The organism is Runella sp., assembly GCF_027484545.1.
Taxonomy (GTDB): domain Bacteria; phylum Bacteroidota; class Bacteroidia; order Cytophagales; family Spirosomataceae; genus Runella.
Map to the genome: position 1 here is coordinate 47,523 of NZ_JAIXST010000141.1, position 18,142 is coordinate 65,664.

Annotated in this window: 20 protein-coding genes; 5 read left to right on the forward strand and 15 right to left on the reverse strand. The window is 42.4% G+C overall.

The window, feature by feature from the left end:
• Window positions 1-21: 21 nt before the first annotated feature.
• Window positions 22-852 (reverse strand): class I SAM-dependent methyltransferase, encoded by an 831-nt coding sequence (locus Q0081_RS13315; protein WP_298354066.1) that lies wholly within the window; start codon window positions 850-852, stop codon window positions 22-24.
• A 315-nt stretch (window positions 853-1,167) separates the two neighbouring features.
• Here Q0081_RS13315 and pfkA point away from each other — a divergent pair, with 315 nt between their 5' ends.
• Window positions 1,168-2,142: a 6-phosphofructokinase gene (gene pfkA / locus Q0081_RS13320; RefSeq protein WP_298354148.1), complete on the forward strand. Its 975-nt coding sequence runs from the start codon at window positions 1,168-1,170 to the stop codon at window positions 2,140-2,142.
• 50 nt (window positions 2,143-2,192) lie between these two features.
• On the opposite strand, the gene Q0081_RS13325 is transcribed toward pfkA, so the two are convergent.
• Window positions 2,193-2,957 (reverse strand): YdcF family protein, encoded by a 765-nt coding sequence (locus Q0081_RS13325; protein ID WP_298354069.1) that lies wholly within the window; start codon window positions 2,955-2,957, stop codon window positions 2,193-2,195.
• Window positions 2,958-3,057: 100 nt separating this feature from the next.
• Here Q0081_RS13325 and Q0081_RS13330 point away from each other — a divergent pair, with 100 nt between their 5' ends.
• Both Q0081_RS13330 and Q0081_RS13335 read left to right on the forward strand, forming a co-directional pair.
• Window positions 3,058-4,503 (forward strand): TlpA family protein disulfide reductase, encoded by a 1,446-nt coding sequence (locus Q0081_RS13330; RefSeq protein ID WP_298354072.1) that lies wholly within the window; start codon window positions 3,058-3,060, stop codon window positions 4,501-4,503.
• A gap of 45 nt (window positions 4,504-4,548) precedes the next feature.
• Entirely contained in the window at window positions 4,549-5,964 is a 1,416-nt protein-coding gene (locus Q0081_RS13335) for a TlpA family protein disulfide reductase (RefSeq protein WP_298354075.1), read from the forward strand.
• Window positions 5,965-6,049: 85 nt separating this feature from the next.
• Here the strand turns inward: Q0081_RS13335 and Q0081_RS13340 are convergent, their stop codons facing one another.
• The 3 genes from Q0081_RS13340 to hisS all read right to left on the reverse strand — a co-directional run bounded on the left by Q0081_RS13340 (window position 6,050) and on the right by hisS (window position 9,225).
• Complete coding sequence (locus Q0081_RS13340) at window positions 6,050-7,189, reverse strand: hypothetical protein (protein WP_298354077.1); 1,140 nt, start codon at window positions 7,187-7,189, stop codon at window positions 6,050-6,052.
• A gap of 74 nt (window positions 7,190-7,263) precedes the next feature.
• Complete coding sequence (locus tag Q0081_RS13345) at window positions 7,264-7,851, reverse strand: Uma2 family endonuclease (RefSeq protein WP_298354080.1); 588 nt, start codon at window positions 7,849-7,851, stop codon at window positions 7,264-7,266.
• A gap of 12 nt (window positions 7,852-7,863) precedes the next feature.
• Window positions 7,864-9,225: a histidine--tRNA ligase gene (gene hisS, locus Q0081_RS13350; protein WP_298354083.1), complete on the reverse strand. Its 1,362-nt coding sequence runs from the start codon at window positions 9,223-9,225 to the stop codon at window positions 7,864-7,866.
• A 195-nt stretch (window positions 9,226-9,420) separates the two neighbouring features.
• On the opposite strand from hisS, the gene Q0081_RS13355 reads away from it, so the two are divergent.
• Window positions 9,421-9,570, forward strand: a complete 150-nt coding sequence (locus Q0081_RS13355) for a hypothetical protein (protein ID WP_298354086.1) — start codon at window positions 9,421-9,423, stop codon at window positions 9,568-9,570.
• On the opposite strand, the gene Q0081_RS13360 is transcribed toward Q0081_RS13355, so the two are convergent.
• The gene (locus Q0081_RS13360) at window positions 9,567-9,875 is read right to left on the reverse strand and encodes a hypothetical protein (RefSeq protein ID WP_298354089.1); all 309 of its coding nucleotides are present in this window, start codon (window positions 9,873-9,875) and stop codon (window positions 9,567-9,569) included. The two genes, Q0081_RS13355 and Q0081_RS13360, sit on opposite strands and share 4 nt — an antisense overlap.
• Before the next feature lie 139 nt (window positions 9,876-10,014).
• Here Q0081_RS13360 and Q0081_RS13365 point away from each other — a divergent pair, with 139 nt between their 5' ends.
• Complete coding sequence (locus Q0081_RS13365) at window positions 10,015-10,779, forward strand: class I SAM-dependent methyltransferase (protein ID WP_298354092.1); 765 nt, start codon at window positions 10,015-10,017, stop codon at window positions 10,777-10,779.
• A 99-nt stretch (window positions 10,780-10,878) separates the two neighbouring features.
• Here the strand turns inward: Q0081_RS13365 and Q0081_RS13370 are convergent, their stop codons facing one another.
• The 9 genes from Q0081_RS13370 to Q0081_RS13410 form a co-directional block, all read right to left on the reverse strand.
• Window positions 10,879-11,283, reverse strand: coding sequence for a hypothetical protein (locus Q0081_RS13370; RefSeq protein WP_298354096.1), 405 nt, complete (start codon window positions 11,281-11,283; stop codon window positions 10,879-10,881).
• 162 nt (window positions 11,284-11,445) lie between these two features.
• On the reverse strand, window positions 11,446-12,102 hold the full coding sequence (locus Q0081_RS13375) for a leucine-rich repeat domain-containing protein (protein WP_298354098.1): 657 nt from the start codon (window positions 12,100-12,102) through the stop codon (window positions 11,446-11,448).
• A 71-nt stretch (window positions 12,103-12,173) separates the two neighbouring features.
• Window positions 12,174-12,920, reverse strand: a complete 747-nt coding sequence (locus Q0081_RS13380) for a hypothetical protein (RefSeq protein ID WP_298354101.1) — start codon at window positions 12,918-12,920, stop codon at window positions 12,174-12,176.
• A gap of 38 nt (window positions 12,921-12,958) precedes the next feature.
• Window positions 12,959-13,318: a TerB family tellurite resistance protein gene (locus tag Q0081_RS13385; protein ID WP_298354103.1), complete on the reverse strand. Its 360-nt coding sequence runs from the start codon at window positions 13,316-13,318 to the stop codon at window positions 12,959-12,961.
• A gap of 90 nt (window positions 13,319-13,408) precedes the next feature.
• Window positions 13,409-14,197, reverse strand: a complete 789-nt coding sequence (locus tag Q0081_RS13390) for a prohibitin family protein (protein ID WP_298354106.1) — start codon at window positions 14,195-14,197, stop codon at window positions 13,409-13,411.
• Between the two features lie 162 nt (window positions 14,198-14,359).
• Window positions 14,360-14,653: a hypothetical protein gene (locus Q0081_RS13395; protein WP_298354109.1), complete on the reverse strand. Its 294-nt coding sequence runs from the start codon at window positions 14,651-14,653 to the stop codon at window positions 14,360-14,362.
• Window positions 14,654-14,726: 73 nt separating this feature from the next.
• Window positions 14,727-16,091 carry an ATP-binding protein gene (locus tag Q0081_RS13400; RefSeq protein WP_298354112.1) on the reverse strand — a complete coding sequence of 455 codons (1,365 nt, stop codon included), beginning with the start codon at window positions 16,089-16,091 and terminating at the stop codon, window positions 14,727-14,729.
• Window positions 16,088-16,777, reverse strand: a complete 690-nt coding sequence (locus Q0081_RS13405) for a response regulator transcription factor (RefSeq protein ID WP_298354116.1) — start codon at window positions 16,775-16,777, stop codon at window positions 16,088-16,090. The genes Q0081_RS13400 and Q0081_RS13405 overlap by 4 nt, the downstream gene beginning before the upstream one ends.
• A 28-nt stretch (window positions 16,778-16,805) precedes the next feature.
• Window positions 16,806-18,026 carry an enolase C-terminal domain-like protein gene (locus tag Q0081_RS13410; protein WP_298354119.1) on the reverse strand — a complete coding sequence of 407 codons (1,221 nt, stop codon included), beginning with the start codon at window positions 18,024-18,026 and terminating at the stop codon, window positions 16,806-16,808.
• Window positions 18,027-18,142 lie beyond the last annotated feature (116 nt).

An 18,142-nucleotide genomic window follows, 5' to 3' on the forward strand; every position in this document is an offset into this window, starting at 1 on the left:
AGATTTTAGACGAGTTGTACTTTATGATTCTTTACCGTAGGCCACTGCAATACTCGCGCCAAGGTACCAATGGTTTTTAGGAATTTCCTGAAAATACAGAAATTTACGGTTTGTTTTTAGGGCAAACTCGTGAAGTTTGGTGTTACAATGGGCATTATCAGCGATGACGTAAGAATTGGCACTCAATTGGTTCTTGATTGTCTCGTATTCCTCCGCCTCATAAGTGGCTGAGTGGTCGCTGTCATTGATAAACACGTCAATGGACTCATTTATTTTCTTCAAAGACTCAATGGAATCCCCGTATAGAATTTTACCGACCTGATTATAAGGGGCTTTAAATAAAAAACCCGCGCTGGGGTTAATATCCGTACCGTAGTAAGACCCTTCAAAACCTTCGGCTCTATTTCTTAACAAAGCTGCTGCAATCACACAACTTCCCAATCCTTTGTCGACGCCGGTTTCTATCACTAATTTAGGTTTGGTGATTCTTATAATAACGTACCAGCCCAGCCGACGTGCCAACCGAACTTCTTTATCCGACTTAAATGCATCAGCTCCGTGTTGATATAAGTCCTGTATGTGCTTATAAAATGCCTGGTCTTCTAAAATCTCCCTGAAATACAAATGGATTTCTTGGTAGGTTTTACCTGTTACTGCCGCAACGAAGTGTTCCAAATAAATCAAATTGTCATCTCGCAGGTCGTAGGTCAGGTTGGTTGTTTCTTTCGACGTAAACAGCCACTTGATATATCTCCCAACAGTAGTCAGTACAAAATTCAATCCTACTCTAATTCGGTAAATTATCAGTACCAACCGACCGAGAACAGGCAATTTAGCAATCGTTCTAAGCATAATTTAAAGTTTATATCACTTGGGCAAAAGTAGTAATTTTACGGATTGGGTCGTTTTAATTGCTAAAAAGTTTTAGCGGAATGATGAAGTAGGATAAGATACTGATAAGTGCTTAAAAACAATGATATTAAATGATTAAATTTACCTTTCTCAAAATTACCCGGGATTTTGCTGTCGGGTTAAATTTTCAAGAAAATTTCAAAATATTCGGTATTTCATCGAAATAGAAAATAAATTTGTGTGTTTGATGTACAAAGCCATACTCTAAGTTTGATTTGCTACTGAAATAAAAACCACCTTAATACCTAACTTATGATTAAAAAAATTGCAGTTTTTACCTCCGGCGGTGACGCCCCCGGTATGAATGCTTGTATCCGGGCCGTCGTACGCAGTGCAATGTATTATGGTATAGAAGTCTATGGCATCCGCCGCGGTTACAATGGTATGATTTCCGGTGACATTTATCAGATGACTTCTCACTCTGTCAGTAATATTATTCAACGCGGCGGTACCATTCTCAAGTCTGCGCGAAGTAAAGAATTTATGACCAAAGAAGGCCGCCAAAAAGCCTACGAACAACTCCAAAAATTTGGAATAGAGGGATTGGTTGCCATTGGCGGAAACGGAACGTTTACGGGAGCCACTATCTTCTTTGATGAATACGGTATTCCTACCGTAGGAGCACCGGGCACCATTGACAATGACCTTTACGGTACTGATTATACCATTGGCTACGATACAGCCGTAAACACGGCCCTCGAAGCCATTGACAAAATCCGGGATACGGCCGATTCGCATGACCGGGTATTTTTCATTGAAGTAATGGGACGTGACTCTGGCTATATTGCCATTCAATCGGGGATTGCGGGAGGTGCGGAAATTGTGATGGTACCAGAAGTACTGACTCCTATATCGGAAGTGGTGGAAACCCTGAAACAAGGATGGAACCGCTCCAAATCTTCTTCCATTATTATCGTGGCTGAAGGCGACGAAGAAGGAAATGCCGCCCAAGTTGCTGAAAAAATCAAGCAACGGGTAGATGTAGAAATTGACATTCGAGTGACTACCCTTGGACACATTCAGCGGGGTGGGATTCCAACGGCTTACGACCGCATTCTGGCGAGCCGTTTAGGGCTTGGTGCCGTTGAGGGTCTGATGAATGACCTTCAGAATGTGATGGTAGGTATTGTTAACAATGAAATCGTTTATACTCCTTTCAAAGATACGATTCGCCTGCCAAAGCCCATCAACGAAGATATGCTGCGAATGGTAAAAATTCTGAGTACCTAACATACGACTTTATTACCGGCAGAACGTTTCTGATTCTGTCGGTAATAAAATCAAACATACCCCATTACCTTATAGATGGTAAAGCCAACCATCTCATGCCAAACGTAGTAAAAAGCTTCCAACGCCTGTTCTGAGGGGAAAAATTTATCTATCCACAGCTCATAATTTTCCTGCATATAATGCGCAGGAAATGCAGCGACATCAACGCCTGCTTTTTGGAAACATCTAACCGCCCTCGGCGTGTGGAAGGCAGAAGTAATCACAATGCATTTATTGGTATTGAATTGCTCTTTCAGGATTTTTGCCGTATTGATTGCATTATCCTTTGTATTTCGGGATTGCGATTCCTGAATTATATCCTCGGCAGGCACTCCAGAGTAAATCAAATATTGGCGTATACCGTCATTTTCGGATACATTTTTTTTGTTTCCCAACAACGATTTACCACCTCCACTGATAATGATTTTCTTTATTTTCCCTTTTTTATACAATTCAAACGCCTGCACCGCCCGATCACCGCTGAAACCAAGCCAAATATGTTTTGTGGTATAATCATATCGTTTCACCATTCCTCCGGTAAGTACCGCCGCGACTTCATAGCTTGGGCTTGGCGGATAACTTTTGGGCTCCCACCATTTTAACAACAAATTAACAAAAATGGGACTGCTTACAATGTATAACATCAGAAGAGCACTGCCAATAATCCAACGGCTTCGGGCACGGTTTTTGAGAAACAGAGCGTAGATGATTGCAATAAAAGCCATCGTTAATGGCATCAGTAAAACATCAAAAGTCTTAGAGAGAAAATAAAACATAGGGCTGTTTAGTGAAAACGAACGCTAAAAACGCTAAAATTTCGTTTAATTAACTAAAAATAAATACGCTAATTTTGGGATTCTAAAAAAAGTACAAAAAATGAAATTGAAAATTACCTTTTTCTTTCTACTAATTTGTATCAGCAGCGGAGTTGTCGCTCAGGCAGGCTACCGTATCGAAGGGCAAATAAAAAATCTTAAGGGAGGAAGTTGCATTTTGGCAAATTATTATGCCGCCCAAATTTATGCTAAAGATACCGCTCAGGCAGATGCCAACGGCCGTTTTGTTTTTGAAGGTGCCCAGCCATTGCCGGGAGGGATTTATGAAGTAGTACTCCCCGACCGAAAAACTTTATTTCGAGTATTAATTACCGATGACCAAACCTTCAGTTTTACTGCCGACACCACCGATATGATTGGAAGCAGTCGCATCACTGGCAGCCGAGACAATGAGTTATTTTATGATTTCCAGCGGTTTATGAAGGGAAAAGAAGACGAGTATCAGCGTTTGAAAGCCCAAAAAGTACCCGATACCGATAAGCGTGTCAAGGATTTGCAGGAGCAGCGTAAAAAGTTTTATGATACCTTCATGAAAGAAAACGAAGGCTCATTTACCGTAAAACTCTTCAAAGCCTCGGCAGAGCCTGAATTGCCCCCGGCGCCTAAACTTCCCAACGGAAAAACGGACTCTGCATGGGTATTCAATTACTACAAAAATCACTTTTGGGACAATTTCGATTTTGCAGATGTCCGAATGATACAGACTCCTTTTTTACATCAAAAACTGGAGCGTTATATCAAAGATTTGACCGTTCAATCGGAAGATTCGATTATCAAAGAGGTTGATTTTGTAGTGAATAAAGCGATTGCAGGAAAGCAAAAAGACGTTATTTCCTATTGCATTTGGTTTATTACCAATCAGTACGAAAATGCGAAGATTGTGGGAACCGAAGGAGTTTTTGTGCACATGGGCGAAAAATACTACCTAACGGGAATAATGCCCGTAACAGATAGTTCTACCTTGAAAAACATTTCCGAACGCATCAAAATTCTTAAACCGCTTCTTGTTAACAAGACGCTGCCGGACATCGGCGTAATGAGCTATCGGGACGCCAGTCGTCTTGATTATATTCATGGCGTTAAAGCGGATTATCAGGTCATCTTTTTTTATTCTCCTACTTGCGGACACTGCCGCGAGTCAGCGCCTAAACTTAAAGTAATCCAAGAAAAATTACACTCACAGGGAGTGGAAATCATGACCATAGCCATTGATGGAAGTGAAGACGACTGGCGAAAGTTTGTCAAAGAATTTAAGCTTGAAAACCTCATTAACAGTTACGGTTTAGTAGCTTCACGTCAAGTAGTTTACCGTAACGACTACGATACCTACTCAACACCTACCATTTATATATTGGATAAAAACAAAAAAATTATCGCTCGTAGGATTGGAGTCGAAGATTTGGAACCATTTTTGAATGTGTATAAAAAACGCATTGCTATGGAAAGCAAAGCGGGACAGCCTACATCGACAAGCAGTCGGCAGTAGGGACAAACCCAGCTCTTTCCATTCCATTAAAATCGGTTGACCCACATGAGAAAATACTATTTTCTTTTTATTTCCTTTATTTTTATTTCTGCTGTTCAGGCGCAAAACGGCTATCAAATCAAAGGGACCATCAAAGGAGTCAAGCCCGAGCCTCTTACCTTGGCGCATTACTTTGGATATGGCCAATACATTGTAAAAGACACGGCTGTTGCCGATGCAAACGGCAACCTGACTTTTAGCGGTGACAAGCCTCTGCTGGAAGGTCTTTACATGCTATTGTTGCCCAGCAAACGCCGATTTACGGACTTTGTAATTGGAAAAGAGCAAAACTTCACTTTCAGTACCGATACGGCCAACGTGATTGGAAATATGAAAATTGAAGGCTCTCCCGACAGTGAACGTTTTTATAAATACCAAAAACAATTGGTGGGCTATAACAGCGAAATAGGTTTTCTTCAAGCCCAACAGAAATTACGCCAAGACATGATGACACAGGCTAAGATAAACAATATCCGACGCCAAATCATGGAATATTACCAAGAATTTGCCAAAGAGAACAGCAACTCGCTTACGGGTAAGATTCTTTCAGCAAGTGCAGAAATTCAGCTTCCTGCCGCTCCCAAGCGCCCCGACGGTCGTCCCGATTCCGCTTGGTTGTTCCATTATTACAAAGCACATTATTGGGACAATTTTGATTTTTCGGACGAAAGGCTGGTACGTACGCCCGCTCTTCAACGAAAATTAGATCGGTACATTCAGGAATTGACCTTTCAGGACCCTGATTCTCTCATTAAATCATCCGATTTTGTGATTGGGAAAGCACTCAAAGGCGGCAGTAAAGAATTGCAGGCCTATTGCATCTGGTATTTGACCAATCAAGCCGAAAACCCCACTACGATTGGTGGCGATGCGGTATTTGTGCATTTAGCTGAGAAGTATTATCTCGGGGGTATTATGCCCATTACGGACTCCAGTACGGTTCAAAACATTCGTTCCAAAGTAAAAACCATCAAGCCTTTGCTCGTTGGGAAAATTATGCCGGCACTTGCCTTGACAGATACGGCCGGCAAACTACGCCCCCTTGCCGACTTAAAAGCGAAATATACCGTCGTCTTCTTTTACGACCCTGACTGCGGACATTGCAAGGAATCAACGCCGGCGCTGAAAGCATTTTACGAAAAAAATAAAACGACTGTACAGGTTTATGCCGCCTCAGTAGCCCGCGCCCCCGAGCAATGGAAAAAATACATTCGCGATTTTGGCGTAGGCGAATGGGTGCACGGCTACGATTACACCTTCCGAATTGACTTCCGAAAGGATTTTGACGTCACTACCACGCCCATGGTGTATGTCTTGGATCAGGATAAAAAAATCATTGCCCGCCGCCTTCCCGTGGAGCAGTTAGAGGGTTTTATGGATTTTTACGAAAAGCGCTTGGCTTACGAGAAGAGTTTGAAGTAGTTACAATGCAAAATCAACAAACCCCGCGTAGATTAAATCTGCGCGGGGTTTGTTAGTTAAAGTACGGCTCTAATCTTTATACTTCTCAATAATTCTTATAATAGTCCCGAATCTTACTCGTCAGGCGGTCGTAGATGGGCTTGCTGAACTCAACAAAAAGTTGCTGTGACGGGGGTGGATTGATTTCACGGGTATTGCAAATCCGTTTTTGGTCAGCCGTCAATGCGCGTTCATCCCCATTGTAATTTCCCCACTCACAAAACCAACTGTAATCACCACGAAATTTTTCCTGATTTACGACTGACTTGCTCCGAAAATCCATAATCTGCATATCCAATACGCCCGACGACAGTACGGATTTACGTGACTTTGTCAACTTGGCCGTTACTTTGTTATACACCGAAATTTTCTTGCCCGCTACCGTCGTTTCCCCTACTTGCACCGAGTCTTTACTGGTCACGGTTTCGGTATTGGATTGGATGAGAGTTTGGCCCACCACAAAGTCATCAAATTCTAGCTTAATCACGTGGTCGGGTTTGAGGCGAATACTCGAAGCTTCTTCGGGAGAATAAAACCGCACAAACTTGTTGAGTCGCTTATTGGTTTGCAAGAATTCATTGACTTTGTTCTGAAAATACTCATTACTCAGCTGATACGCACGGGAAGTCACAAGTACCTGCTCTACTACTACTTTGTGCGAACCATATTCATACGATTCGTCCAATTTGGAAAGCACATCCCTAAAACCTCCCAATAGTGCATCGCACTTTTCAAAATTTTCGTATGCCTGACGAGCCATTTGTCGGTTTTCTTTATTCCTCATAGACACCATCCCTGCTTCGTAACGCTCACCGGCCGCTTTTTCGCGGGCATCCCGTTCTTCGGGGATAAAACTACGCACGGTCACCAATCGCTCACAGGCAGGACATCTGCGCAAAGCATCGTACATTTTATTGAGTCGTTCGTAAGCATTCACAACGGGCTCCCAATGAAAGGCCTCGGGAGAATTTTGATAACGAGCAACATCGTCTAAATTTTGCTGCAAAGCCAAGGGATAAGCCTGTTTGAGCACGTCAGCCGAGGTAGAAGCGTTAGGACTGTCTTTGAGTTTATCGGCGGCACGCAATACCGACTCATCATAATCACCACGTTTGAGGGCTTTTTTAGCCGTTTTGCAGCCAATAAAACAGAAGATCGTAAAGGTTAAAAGGAAAAGATTTTTCATAATATTTAAAAAAAGAGAACCCTTCTCCTGAAAGGGCGGGGACGCCCGTGCGGAGGGGGTGAGGTTAAATTATTTCATTCTATGGGTAAATCATCCGTATTGAGATACACATCTTCCATTGGCAGCGTCACATCTACAGACTTCAAATAAATAGATTCCAGTATATCAATGGCTTCTGAGGCTAATAACCAAAAACCTTCTTCATTTTTTCGATACACTTCAGCATGGATTTTTTTAGAGTCCACAAGCACATACTCTTTCAAACTCTCCAACTGACGATACAATAAAAATTTATCCCCACGGTCATACCCTTCGGTACTTTTGAAAAGTACTTCAACGATAACGACGGGATTCATGACCGTATCTTTGTAAAGGTCTGAAAACTGAGGTTTACCGCACACAATAACAATATCAGGATAACTATAAAGTCCATCTGTATGACGCGTCAAAATACGCTGGTCGCTCGACATCGTACGGCATCCCTTTCTTCGGAGTGCCATATTCAGATTTGCGGAGAGATTATCTGACACTACATTATGCCGCGTCGTTGCACCTGCCATTGCAAAAATTTCGCCTCGAAAGTATTCACTTTTGTAGGGGGCTTGACGCTCCATTTCGAGGTATTGTTCGGGCGTATAAGAAGTTGGTGGTTGTGCGCTCATTTCTGTCTCCTTTTAAGCAAAAATAGATAAAATATGCTCTAAACCCAATTTCTGCTGCTCACCCGATTTCATGTTTTTTAAGGACAATATTCCCGTCTGAATTTCATCGGAACCGATAATTAACACGTACGGAATAAGCTTACGGTCCGCATAATCGAACTGTTTTTTCAGTTTGGAAGCATCGGGATACAACTCCGCATTAATCCCCGCTTCCCGCAACTGACGCAAGATACCTAATCCATACGCTTCAGCATCGGCGTCAAAATTCGTAATCATCACCTGCGTAGAAATCGACTGATTTTCAGGAAAAAGTTTCAATTCTTCCATCACATCGTAAATACGGTCAACGCCAAATGAAATACCCACCCCTGACAAACCGGGCATTCCAAACGTACCCGTCAAGTTATCGTAACGTCCTCCACCCGAAATACTTCCGATTTGTACCTCATTGGCTTTCACTTCAAAAATAGCTCCTGTATAGTAACTCAGTCCACGAGCCAGTGTCACATCCAACTGAAGTTGCGGCTGAGACAAACCGAATTTATCCACTTTGGCCCATACTTCTTCCAATTCCGTTATCCCCTTTGAACCTATTTCAGAACCCTCCAACCAGACACGAAGACTGCTGAAAATATCCGTTTGGTTGTTGGTCAATTCAAAAATCGGTTGGAGCTTTTCAATGGTTTCGGCCGAAAACCCTCTTTCTTTCAGCTCTTCTTCTACTTTCTCTTTGCCGATTTTATCCAATTTATCAATCGCCACACACATAGGACCTTCCTGACCAGGTGCCCCTATTACTTCCGCAATTCCGCTTAAAATTTTTCGGTTATTGATTTTTACGGTAAAACTCTCCATTCCCAATCCACGTAATACTTCGTGAATCATCAGCACAATTTCGGCTTCGCAAAGCAACGAATCGGTTCCTACAACATCGGCATCGCATTGGTAAAACTCCCGGTAGCGACCGCGCTGAGGACGGTCGGCACGCCAAACGGGCTGGATTTGGTAGCGTTTGAAAGGCATGACCAAATCACTGCGATTCATCACTACGTAACGGGCAAATGGAACGGTCAAATCATAACGAAGTCCTTTTTCGGAGACCTTGAGTGTCAATTTCTTATACCCTTCCTGTAATTGAGTTTCGGTCAGTCCTTCGGCAAAATTTCCTGAATTGAGTATTTTAAACAACAATTGATCGCCTTCATCGCCGTATTTTCCCATCAATACGGAAAGATTTTCGATGGCAGGGGTTTCTAAGGGCAGAAAGCCATATCGCTGAAAAACACGTCGAATCATATCAAAAATATAATTGCGCTTAGACATTTGCGCGGGGCCAAAATCGCGGGTACCACGGGCCAAAGAAGGTTTACTCATTATGTTGGTGATTGGTGATTAGCAGTTGGCGGCTGATCAGCAATAAACACTGCTCACAAGCCGCTACCCGCTGTTAGACCACAAAAGTAGCACCTATGTTGAAAAAATTAGGCGTAGGGTTTACTTTTTTGAAAATGAATCCGTATTTTTGCGGCTCATTTTTCAGAAACAATCATATATTAAGATAATACGACAATGGCAGTAACTAAACTTTTGCGCAAAGCAAAGCGTAACGTAATGATTCCACAGAACAAGCAAACTTTAATGAAACAACGTTCTTGGAAACCGGAAATTAAAAAAATAGATGTAGAGGCAATTAAGGCAGAATTTGCCGCTAAAGCCTAACCAATCTTGCCGCCTTGTGCGGCATTTTTCTTTTTAAGGACAGCTTCAAATTCTTTCTGCATTTTCTTCAATCTGCGACGGGTTTCCTGACGATATTGATATTGAACACGAAAAATAATGGCCTGCCCCAAAAACGAAAGTCCTGCATTAATTACAATCAGGCTATAGGTGCCCATTAAAATCCATTGACGCATTGGAGCATCGGTGTGTTTTAAATGTCCCGCTTCGCTGAATAAACACAAACCATACCCAATCAAAACCAAACTGAAGGGTGCTAAAAGCAACGATTTGGTGCGGGAATTCATCCGCTTAACTAATTTTTGGCCCGGTGGTTTTGAAGTTTTTGGTATCATCTTTGTTATTGGTGTCGTGGCGTTTTACTTTTATTGCGAAAAGTAAAAACTTTACAGGACTTGTAGAATAAAAATCTCATAAAATTCGCGAATGAAAGATATTATCAGTTGGGTTCTGCGGCATGTTCCGCGCAAATATTTGCAGTTAGTAAGTCATTTTGGAGTCAAAGTCCTGTCAGTTTTTTATAGTGGAAAGGGCGTCGAATGCAGTGTCTGCGGCAGCGAATTTCGCAAATTTTTACCTTATGGGCGTTCGGGCAGAGATAATGCGCTGTGTCCTAACTGCTTGGCACTTGAACGTCACCGACTGATGTATCTACATTTACAGCGCAAAACCAATTTTTTCAAAGACAATCTCAAATTGCTGCACGTAGCGCCCGAGTACTGCTTCATTGACCGCTTTGAAAAAATGAAAAATCTGGACTACATCACTGCCGATATAGAATCGCCGTTGGCAAAGGTCAAAATGGACATTCACCAAATTCCGTTTGAAGACAATACATTTGATGTTGCCTTCTGCAATCACGTCATGGAACATGTAGATGACGACATCAAGGCCATGTCAGAATTGTACCGGGTACTTAAACCCGGCGGCTGGGCCATCATTCAATCTCCGCAGGATTGGTCAAGAGCCACTACGTTTGAAGACCCCACTATCACCGACCCTAAAGAGCGTGAAAAGCATTATTGGCAAGACGACCACCTCCGTCTCTTTGGTCGTGATTACGGCAAACGCCTCGAAAAAGGTGGTTTTAAAGTAACGGAAGACCGTTTTGTGATGAATGAACTCACTCCCGAAGAAGTAAAACGCTTCGCGCTTCCGGCCAACGAAGTCATTTATTTCTGTCGAAAATAACTTTTTCTATTTCAGATTTCTACAAAGTAAAAGTGCCATCAGGAAAATCCCGAAGGCACTATCTACTTGGTTTCTTAATCTAAAATGAAATGGTGTTTTCTATCTACTCAACGTATCGTTCTTTACGTTGGGTTTTTCTTTTTTAAGAGCCACTGTTTCTTCCATCAAAGCAGGTTTCACGTGGCTTTTATAATGGTTCTGAAATAAAAACGGGTTTTGAGGCTCAATACCTATGACCGGAGCACTCATCACCACCGTTGCTTCCCGATAAAAATTTACGCTTCCCTGGCGTTTGTAATTGTGGACTGATGTTACGTTATTCTGCAATTTTAAAGGCACTACCCGCTCGTCGGAGGGCACTGTTAATGCCGTTTGGTTTTGAGTTGTTCTCTGCGAAACGGGGCGCTTATAGTTGTGCGGCGAATCAATGGACACCCTTTGCGCCAGCACAGCCGACGTACTGAGCAGAATGATTGCTACACACGAATGACTGAACGATTTCATGATGATGTTACTGATTTATGATTTGGAATACTTATTGTTGTTTTTCAACAGGTCAAAATTACGGCAACAACATTAGAGAGGTATTAGTCTATCATTAGAAAAGCATTAGAATTTAGGGCGGGTTATAGTATCTGCACAATCATCAGGTAAACAGGCAATTAGTCAAAATTTGATTTTCAATCCTGGTCCTGAAACTTGATTCATCGGTAAGTCAATCGAAATTTTATTATGATTTAGGTCTAAATATTTCAGATTTTGTAGCCCTTTTACTTCTGGAGGCACAAATTGCAGCAGGTTATTACCCAGAAACAACTGTTCTAAATGGGTTAAGTTTTTGATGTTTTGCGGAAGTTGTTTAATAGCGTCATTTTCTAAATGTAGTATTCTCAATTTCGGGAGCTTGCCCAATACATTCATGTTTTGAGACAAGTCAAGGTATATGTCATTATCAAGATACAGTTCTTCCAAATTTTTAAGTCCTGCAAACTCCGCAGGTAATTCTCGGATACTGTTTTCTCCCAAATCAAGTATCTGCAACTGCCGTAATTTTAAAACCTCGGAGGGTATATAATTGAGTTTGCCATTTCGCAAACTCAGGTAGCGTAAATTTGTAAACTTAGGCAGTAACCCTTGAAAATCGCTCAGATTCTGATTACTTAGATTGAGCCGATACACTTTTTCGGGGGCTTCCAAGGCTTCTTCCAATCGGCTATGCTCTTTGGTGATTGATACCGAATCCACGCTCTGCGCCCATGCACTGTTACGCCCAATACAAATTAGAAAATCAGCCAAGAAAAGTACTAACCAGTATATTTTCATTTGTGTGGTCAAAAAAGGGTTAAACTCTTCAAAAAAATTTACGGGAAAAGAAATTCGACAAAATCTTCCGTCTAATGATCGTCAAATCCAAGCAAATTAAGTTCAAATACTACCCCCGCTTTATTAGGGCTGCCAGGGTTGGGAATCATTCCGCCAAGACATAGCTGTACACGTTTAGTTAATAAATAATTAAAGCCAATGACTGATACTGCGGTAGCATTATTGCCCGAAATAAAATCGCCCATTAACAGTAACTTGTGATGTAAGGGCAACTCAAATCCCAGTAAAATTCCTAAACGATTGCCTGCACCTACCGTTCGAAAATCACTCAAATAAGGACCTACCACAAATTTTACATGTCTCCGAGGTTCATACATCCACGTATTGTAGGTAAAATGAGTCAAATAGGGTTTATTAGCCAAAACCAGGGGATTGAATCCAATTTGAGTACCTACTGATGTTTTTAAGTGGGGAGTTAACTGAAAGAATTTTTGGGAAGTAAACTGCACCAAGGGTTTGATTATCAATTGCTTATCCAATGAATTTGTGGTCAGAAACTCCACATTTTGTTGTCTATGCCCCCAGTTCATTTTGAGGTTGACAACATTAAAACCTACTTCCCATGTATTGGTCACTCCATATACCAAATGATTTTTGGCTTCAAGCGAGGTAAACGAATAAAAATTGATTTGATGCTGAAAAAAGAATTTACCTTTTGGGGTAGCGTCACCTGCAGGAATATTGAATAGGTTTTGTTGGGCATATCCTTGAAAAGTAACTAATGATAAAGCCAGAAAGAATACTAAGGGTATTTTCATTTAGGAAAAAGCGATAAAAAAAGTGAGGAAGTTGTCAATCAGATTTTTCGTATGTCACGGCGGAAGCGACGGATAAACGCTATTTCTTTTCCAGAAACCTGCTCATCGGCTTCTGCTATTTTTTCTACTACTTTAACTAAATACTTACGGGTAGCTGCATTCAATTCATTACGATGCGAGGCAAAGCAACTCATCGCAAAGCTATAGGCGTCTTCGATGGTGGTCTGATAATGTTCACGCATCTGGAAAGATTGCATTGCGAGTTCGCCGTGGGGTTCTTCCACGAGCCTTATGCGAGCTTTCAGGGATTCGTGCAAGTGGAGTTGTCCATCGGTTTTGACCAAGGCATAAACGGCGCTTCCAAGGCCGATGTATAAACAAGGATTGAGGATTTTCATGGGATTTTATGATTAAATCGGTTTATAAATTCAGGAAAAAAGACAGTACAAATAAAAGTATCCATCCCGTCTAAACTCAAACAGTCATTATTACTGTACTTTATCAGGAGCTATCAACATGGGTGCGTTGCCATTGGTGATAATCACTTTACTGTTAGGAGAAGTGGAAAGCTTGTTGAATGCCTCAATGGACTTAAACTGAATCAGCATCGGTGTGAGCCCTTCATTGATTATCTTCTGGGCATCCCGTACTCCTTCCGCTTCGATAATTCTGCGTTGGGCTTCCTGGCGTTCTTTGTCCAGAATAAACTGCATTCGTTGAGAATCTTGTTCGGCTTCGAGTTTTTCTTCAATAGCTTTAGTGAGTCCAGCTGGCAGTACAATACTCTTCAAAAGAACCGACTCTACAATGAAGCCCCGGTCTTTTAGCTGCGACATCATCTGTTCCCGAATCGCATTCTCAATGGAAGCTCGTTGCCCTGTATGCATGTCTTTGGCAAAATAGCGAGCAGACACATCAGCTACTGCTGAACGAAACACGGGCAAAATCACTACTTGGTCGTAGTTATGGCCTAATTTTTCGACAATTTGCGGTGCTTGGCTACCTACTACGCGGTATAAAATAGAAATATCCGATTGCACAGTAAGACCTTCTTTGGAAGGCAACGGTGACCTTACTTCAATATTCATGGTGCGGGTAGGCACTTTGATAATGCGCGTCACAAACGGATTATAGCCTTTTACCCCTTCCATGATGGGAGCCTGCTGAATCTTTCCGAGGGTACGTTTCACCCCCACTTCGCCTTGGCGAACAACGGCGCAACTGCTAAAAAAACAGGCAACTGAAAAAACGGCTAATACATTCAATAATCGTTTCATGGTTGTTGATGAGTTAAATTGTTGATGAAGTGAAAAATTATGTATGGCATCAATTTTAGGCAGAGATTTATTTTATAGGTTGCCTCCCTAATTTGATGTGGCAAAAGTAGCGCGGGGTTATTAGAGGGGAATTAAGGCCACACGAGATGTGCATTAGAAATATTATGGGGTCTGTTGAAGTAATTTTAACTCCCCCTGCATTTGAACCAGCTTTCTGTCGGCCTCCAACTTGGCGGCGTAGAGAGAATCGTATCGCAGGCGTAGCGAGTCGTGTTGCTCGCGTAGGCTTAGGTGTTGGTCCCTATAGCGAAAAGCCGTACCTAAGCCTCCAAAGAAAAGTAAAGCAAATGTCATAAAAAAAACACTTGCCACCACTGTAGTAGCCCACTTCCGACTGGTTCTTCGAATTACTCTCGTTTTGGAGGTTTCAGAAAAATCTAATTTATAGCGTATCACGGTCTTGCCTTTTGGTTGAGACAAAACTACGCCCCTCCCCTTAGAAGAAACTTAGACTGAAATTAGAAAATCATTAGGATTTTTGGGGAAGAGTCATGGCAAAGGTGGTCCCCTGAACAGAGTCCGATTCAACCGCCAAACTTCCACGATGCAATTTAATGATACGTTCGGTAAGAGACAGGCCAATGCCATGCCCGGCAATCGTACGCGCGTTGGAGCCTCGATGAAAGGGCTTGAAAATCAAAGGCAGCTCCTCTTCCGGAATCACCGACCCCTGATTTGTAAAAGAGAGTTCAAACGCTTCGGGCAATTTATTAAAATGAACCTTAACTTCATGGTCAGGCGAGAATTTGATCCCGTTTTCCAATAAATTGGTGAGGGCAATCTTCAGCAACGGTTCATTCCCCAGTACATTAAAGTGCGCTGATTCGTTGGAGAAATTCGCTAAATCTACTTTGATACCAGAATATGGATACGCCTTGAGCAACTCACTGCGAACTTGCCAAAAAACTTCATCTAAATAGACATTCGTCAGTTTGACCGCCGACTCTTCCATACTGACCTTTGCCAATGACAGCAACCCATTGGACAAGCGATTCAATTGACGGGCATCATCAAGCACCGAGCACAGTGTATCGTGCCACTCTTGGGGGTCATTGTCCATCAGTGCTACTTCGATTTGTCCCGTAATGGCCGTAAGCGGCGTTCTTAATTCGTGCGAAGCATTGGAAACAAACGCCCTTTGGAGTTGAAACGCTTCTTCTAAGCGGTCGAGCATTCGATTGAAACGCTCGGCCAATTGCCCAATTTCGTCTTGATTGTTCGACATTTCTACCCGCAAATCCAGCCGAGTTGCGGTAATTTTATCCACACTATGGATGAGTCTTTTTAGGGGCAATAACGCCCGATACGCATACACCCAACCTACCAAAAACACCACAAAAGTGGCAAAAAACCACCCTAAACCCAGTACCCAAAGAAGGTTATTGACTTTGCTGTACCCGTATTTGTCAACCGCCGAGGCAAACACCACAAAGCGATTATAGCGGTCTTTAAACAGCACCCCCACCACCTCACGAAGGCCCTCTTTTTGTTGAATTTCGTTTTCGAGCCGTACGCGGTCAAGGATGTCTTTATCCACTTTCAAATAATCGGTACCGCTTTCGTACACGAGCGAGTCGCGGTAGTTGTAGATGATTATTTCTTCTTCATTCAAAACCGTTAAATGATTTTCATCCAACAACTTAAAGAATTTTGGACTCACTTTCTTCTTCCCAAAAAGCAACTCCGCCGACGTGGTAGCTTCAGCTCGGAGGCGTTCATAAAACTCAATACGGCGATGACGCTCGGCCAACAGATAGATGCCCACACAAAAAGCCAATAACAACATCGAAACCACTGCGGTAAAAAGCAAAGTTAAGCGGGTGCGGATTGTCATTTTTCTTTCAAGGTATAGCCCATACCTACTACCGTATGAATCAGCTTATTGGAAGTATCTTTATCAATTTTCTTACGCAAATAATTGATATAAACCTCAATGAAATTAGTTCCCGTGTCGAAATTAATGTCCCATACTTTTTCGGCAATGTCCACTTTCGATACTACTCGCCCACGGTTGCGCATAAGGTATTCCAGCAATGCAAACTCTTTAGCAGTCAATTCGATGGTTTGTCCGTTTCGCCTTGCGAGCTTTTGATCTAAATCAAGCTCTAAATCCGCTACGCGCAAAATATTTACAGATTCAGGGGCTTTTATGGTTCTTTTGAGCAATGCCTTCAACCGCGCAATCAGCTCCATAAAATCAAATGGTTTCACCAAATAATCGTCAACGCCTGCATCAAAACCCGCGAGTTTGTCGGCCGTGGTGTCCAAAGCCGTCAGCATCAGAATAGGCACTTGGGTATTTTTAGTGCGAATGTAGTGGGCCAACTGTACCCCGTCCATGTAGGGCAAATTTACGTCTAAGATGATCAGGTCGTAGGTGCGCTCGTCAAAAAAACGCTTGCCCTCTCTTCCGTCCTCCGCAATTTCGACCGTAAAACCCTGCCTTTCAAGACCCTTTTTTATAAAGGTCGCTACTTTGGTTTCGTCTTCCACTAAAAGTAAATGGGGGATAAATTCCATAAATCGCAAATGTATATTTGGGAATGACTTAACTCTTTTTCAGCAAGGTAATCCCAAAACCAGGCTTGCCCGGCGGAATAAATTTGCCGTCTACAATTTTATAATTACTGAAATCAACTTCTTCGCTCGTGCAGGGTACTCCTTCGATGGTGACCGTATTTCCCAATCCTCCCGTCAAATGAGCGGTATAATAACTCTTAAACAGTTCGCCAAACGCATGTGGCGAGGCCAAAATTCCCAGCTTTTTCAACTCAGGCATCAGTTGTCGCCAAGGCGTGAACCCATAACCCATCAGGTCGGTCAGGTGTACATCAATGAGTTTTTTTTCTTCCAATTCCCGCAGCAATTGTTGATTGGGATTGGCTTCACCATCAGCCAGTAACGTTTTGACGTTATTGGCTTTTATCCATCCTTTTAATTTTTGATAATCGGCTACGGTTTCGGCAAAAGGCTCTTCTATCCAAAACAACGGAATATCGCCAATTCCTTTCAGGTAGGCAATGGTTGTATCGGCAGTGTAACCGTCATTGGCATCTACCAAAATTTCACAATCCGGAAACGTTTTATGCACCAATTGGGTCACTTCAATATCGCGTTGTAAGCCTTCGTCTCTCGGCATCCAACTATTTCCACGGCCGATTTTAAGTTTGAGTTGGCGATAGCCCAATTTGTAATCACTCGCGCAGTTTTCAACGATGTTGTCCATTCCTTTCACTAAGGTCTTCACAGGACCTTCTTTCGGTTCCAACTCGTCAAAATAAATCATGCCGCTGTAGCACTTGGTAGTAATCGGTTTTTTCCGCCCCAGCAATTCATAAACGGGTTTGTTGAGAATAATGCCTGCCAAATCGTGTAAAGGCACATCAAAAGGCAAGGCTTTTGAATCAGTCACTCCCATGGAAGGTTGAAAAACGTCCGACACTCGTTTGCCCTTCAAATAAACGTTGGTTTCGTCACTACGCCTTCCGTGCATCCCCCACCCTCTCGCTCCTTTGTCGGTTGTAAGAACACAAACGCTGACTCTGGGACCATAGCCATGAATGTCGCGGCGGGCATTTTTACCCACAAAACGAGGCCATTTTAACTGTACTTGGGTATAGCTAATGTCCGCAATTTTGTGTTCGGCCAGTTCATCCGCCTTCGAATCATGTAGCAAGAGTTCGGTAGCCTGCGAAGTCAAAGAAGTTCCCAACGCAATAGTGGCGGCGCTTCCTTTGGTTAGGTGTTTGACAAAATTTCTTCTTTCCATGGCTGTATCCAGTCAATATGTGGATATCTCATATAAGACAAAAATTGGCTAAATTACCCGAATTGGCTACCAGAAAAAACTATCTAAAAGGAAAATTAGGAGACGCAATTTTATCG

Coding starts and splice junctions, on each gene's coding strand:
- Q0081_RS13385 (WP_298354103.1), bottom strand. CDS start 13,318: ATGAAAATCCTCAATCCTTGTTTATACATCGGCCTTGGAAGCGCCGTT.
- Q0081_RS13360 (WP_298354089.1), bottom strand. CDS start 9,875: ATGAATTCCCGCACCAAATCGTTGCTTTTAGCACCCTTCAGTTTGGTT.
- Q0081_RS13390 (WP_298354106.1), bottom strand. CDS start 14,197: ATGAAACGATTATTGAATGTATTAGCCGTTTTTTCAGTTGCCTGTTTT.
- Q0081_RS13375 (WP_298354098.1), bottom strand. CDS start 12,102: ATGAAAATATACTGGTTAGTACTTTTCTTGGCTGATTTTCTAATTTGT.
- Q0081_RS13405 (WP_298354116.1), bottom strand. CDS start 16,777: ATGGAATTTATCCCCCATTTACTTTTAGTGGAAGACGAAACCAAAGTA.
- Q0081_RS13380 (WP_298354101.1), bottom strand. CDS start 12,920: ATGAAAATACCCTTAGTATTCTTTCTGGCTTTATCATTAGTTACTTTT.
- Q0081_RS13315 (WP_298354066.1), bottom strand. CDS start 852: ATGCTTAGAACGATTGCTAAATTGCCTGTTCTCGGTCGGTTGGTACTG.
- Q0081_RS13325 (WP_298354069.1), bottom strand. CDS start 2,957: ATGTTTTATTTTCTCTCTAAGACTTTTGATGTTTTACTGATGCCATTA.
- Q0081_RS13330 (WP_298354072.1), top strand. CDS start 3,058: ATGAAATTGAAAATTACCTTTTTCTTTCTACTAATTTGTATCAGCAGC.
- Q0081_RS13370 (WP_298354096.1), bottom strand. CDS start 11,283: ATGAAATCGTTCAGTCATTCGTGTGTAGCAATCATTCTGCTCAGTACG.
- Q0081_RS13365 (WP_298354092.1), top strand. CDS start 10,015: ATGAAAGATATTATCAGTTGGGTTCTGCGGCATGTTCCGCGCAAATAT.
- Q0081_RS13355 (WP_298354086.1), top strand. CDS start 9,421: ATGGCAGTAACTAAACTTTTGCGCAAAGCAAAGCGTAACGTAATGATT.
- Q0081_RS13345 (WP_298354080.1), bottom strand. CDS start 7,851: ATGAGCGCACAACCACCAACTTCTTATACGCCCGAACAATACCTCGAA.
- hisS (WP_298354083.1), bottom strand. CDS start 9,225: ATGAGTAAACCTTCTTTGGCCCGTGGTACCCGCGATTTTGGCCCCGCG.
- Q0081_RS13400 (WP_298354112.1), bottom strand. CDS start 16,091: ATGACAATCCGCACCCGCTTAACTTTGCTTTTTACCGCAGTGGTTTCG.
- Q0081_RS13410 (WP_298354119.1), bottom strand. CDS start 18,026: ATGGAAAGAAGAAATTTTGTCAAACACCTAACCAAAGGAAGCGCCGCC.
- Q0081_RS13335 (WP_298354075.1), top strand. CDS start 4,549: ATGAGAAAATACTATTTTCTTTTTATTTCCTTTATTTTTATTTCTGCT.
- Q0081_RS13340 (WP_298354077.1), bottom strand. CDS start 7,189: ATGAAAAATCTTTTCCTTTTAACCTTTACGATCTTCTGTTTTATTGGC.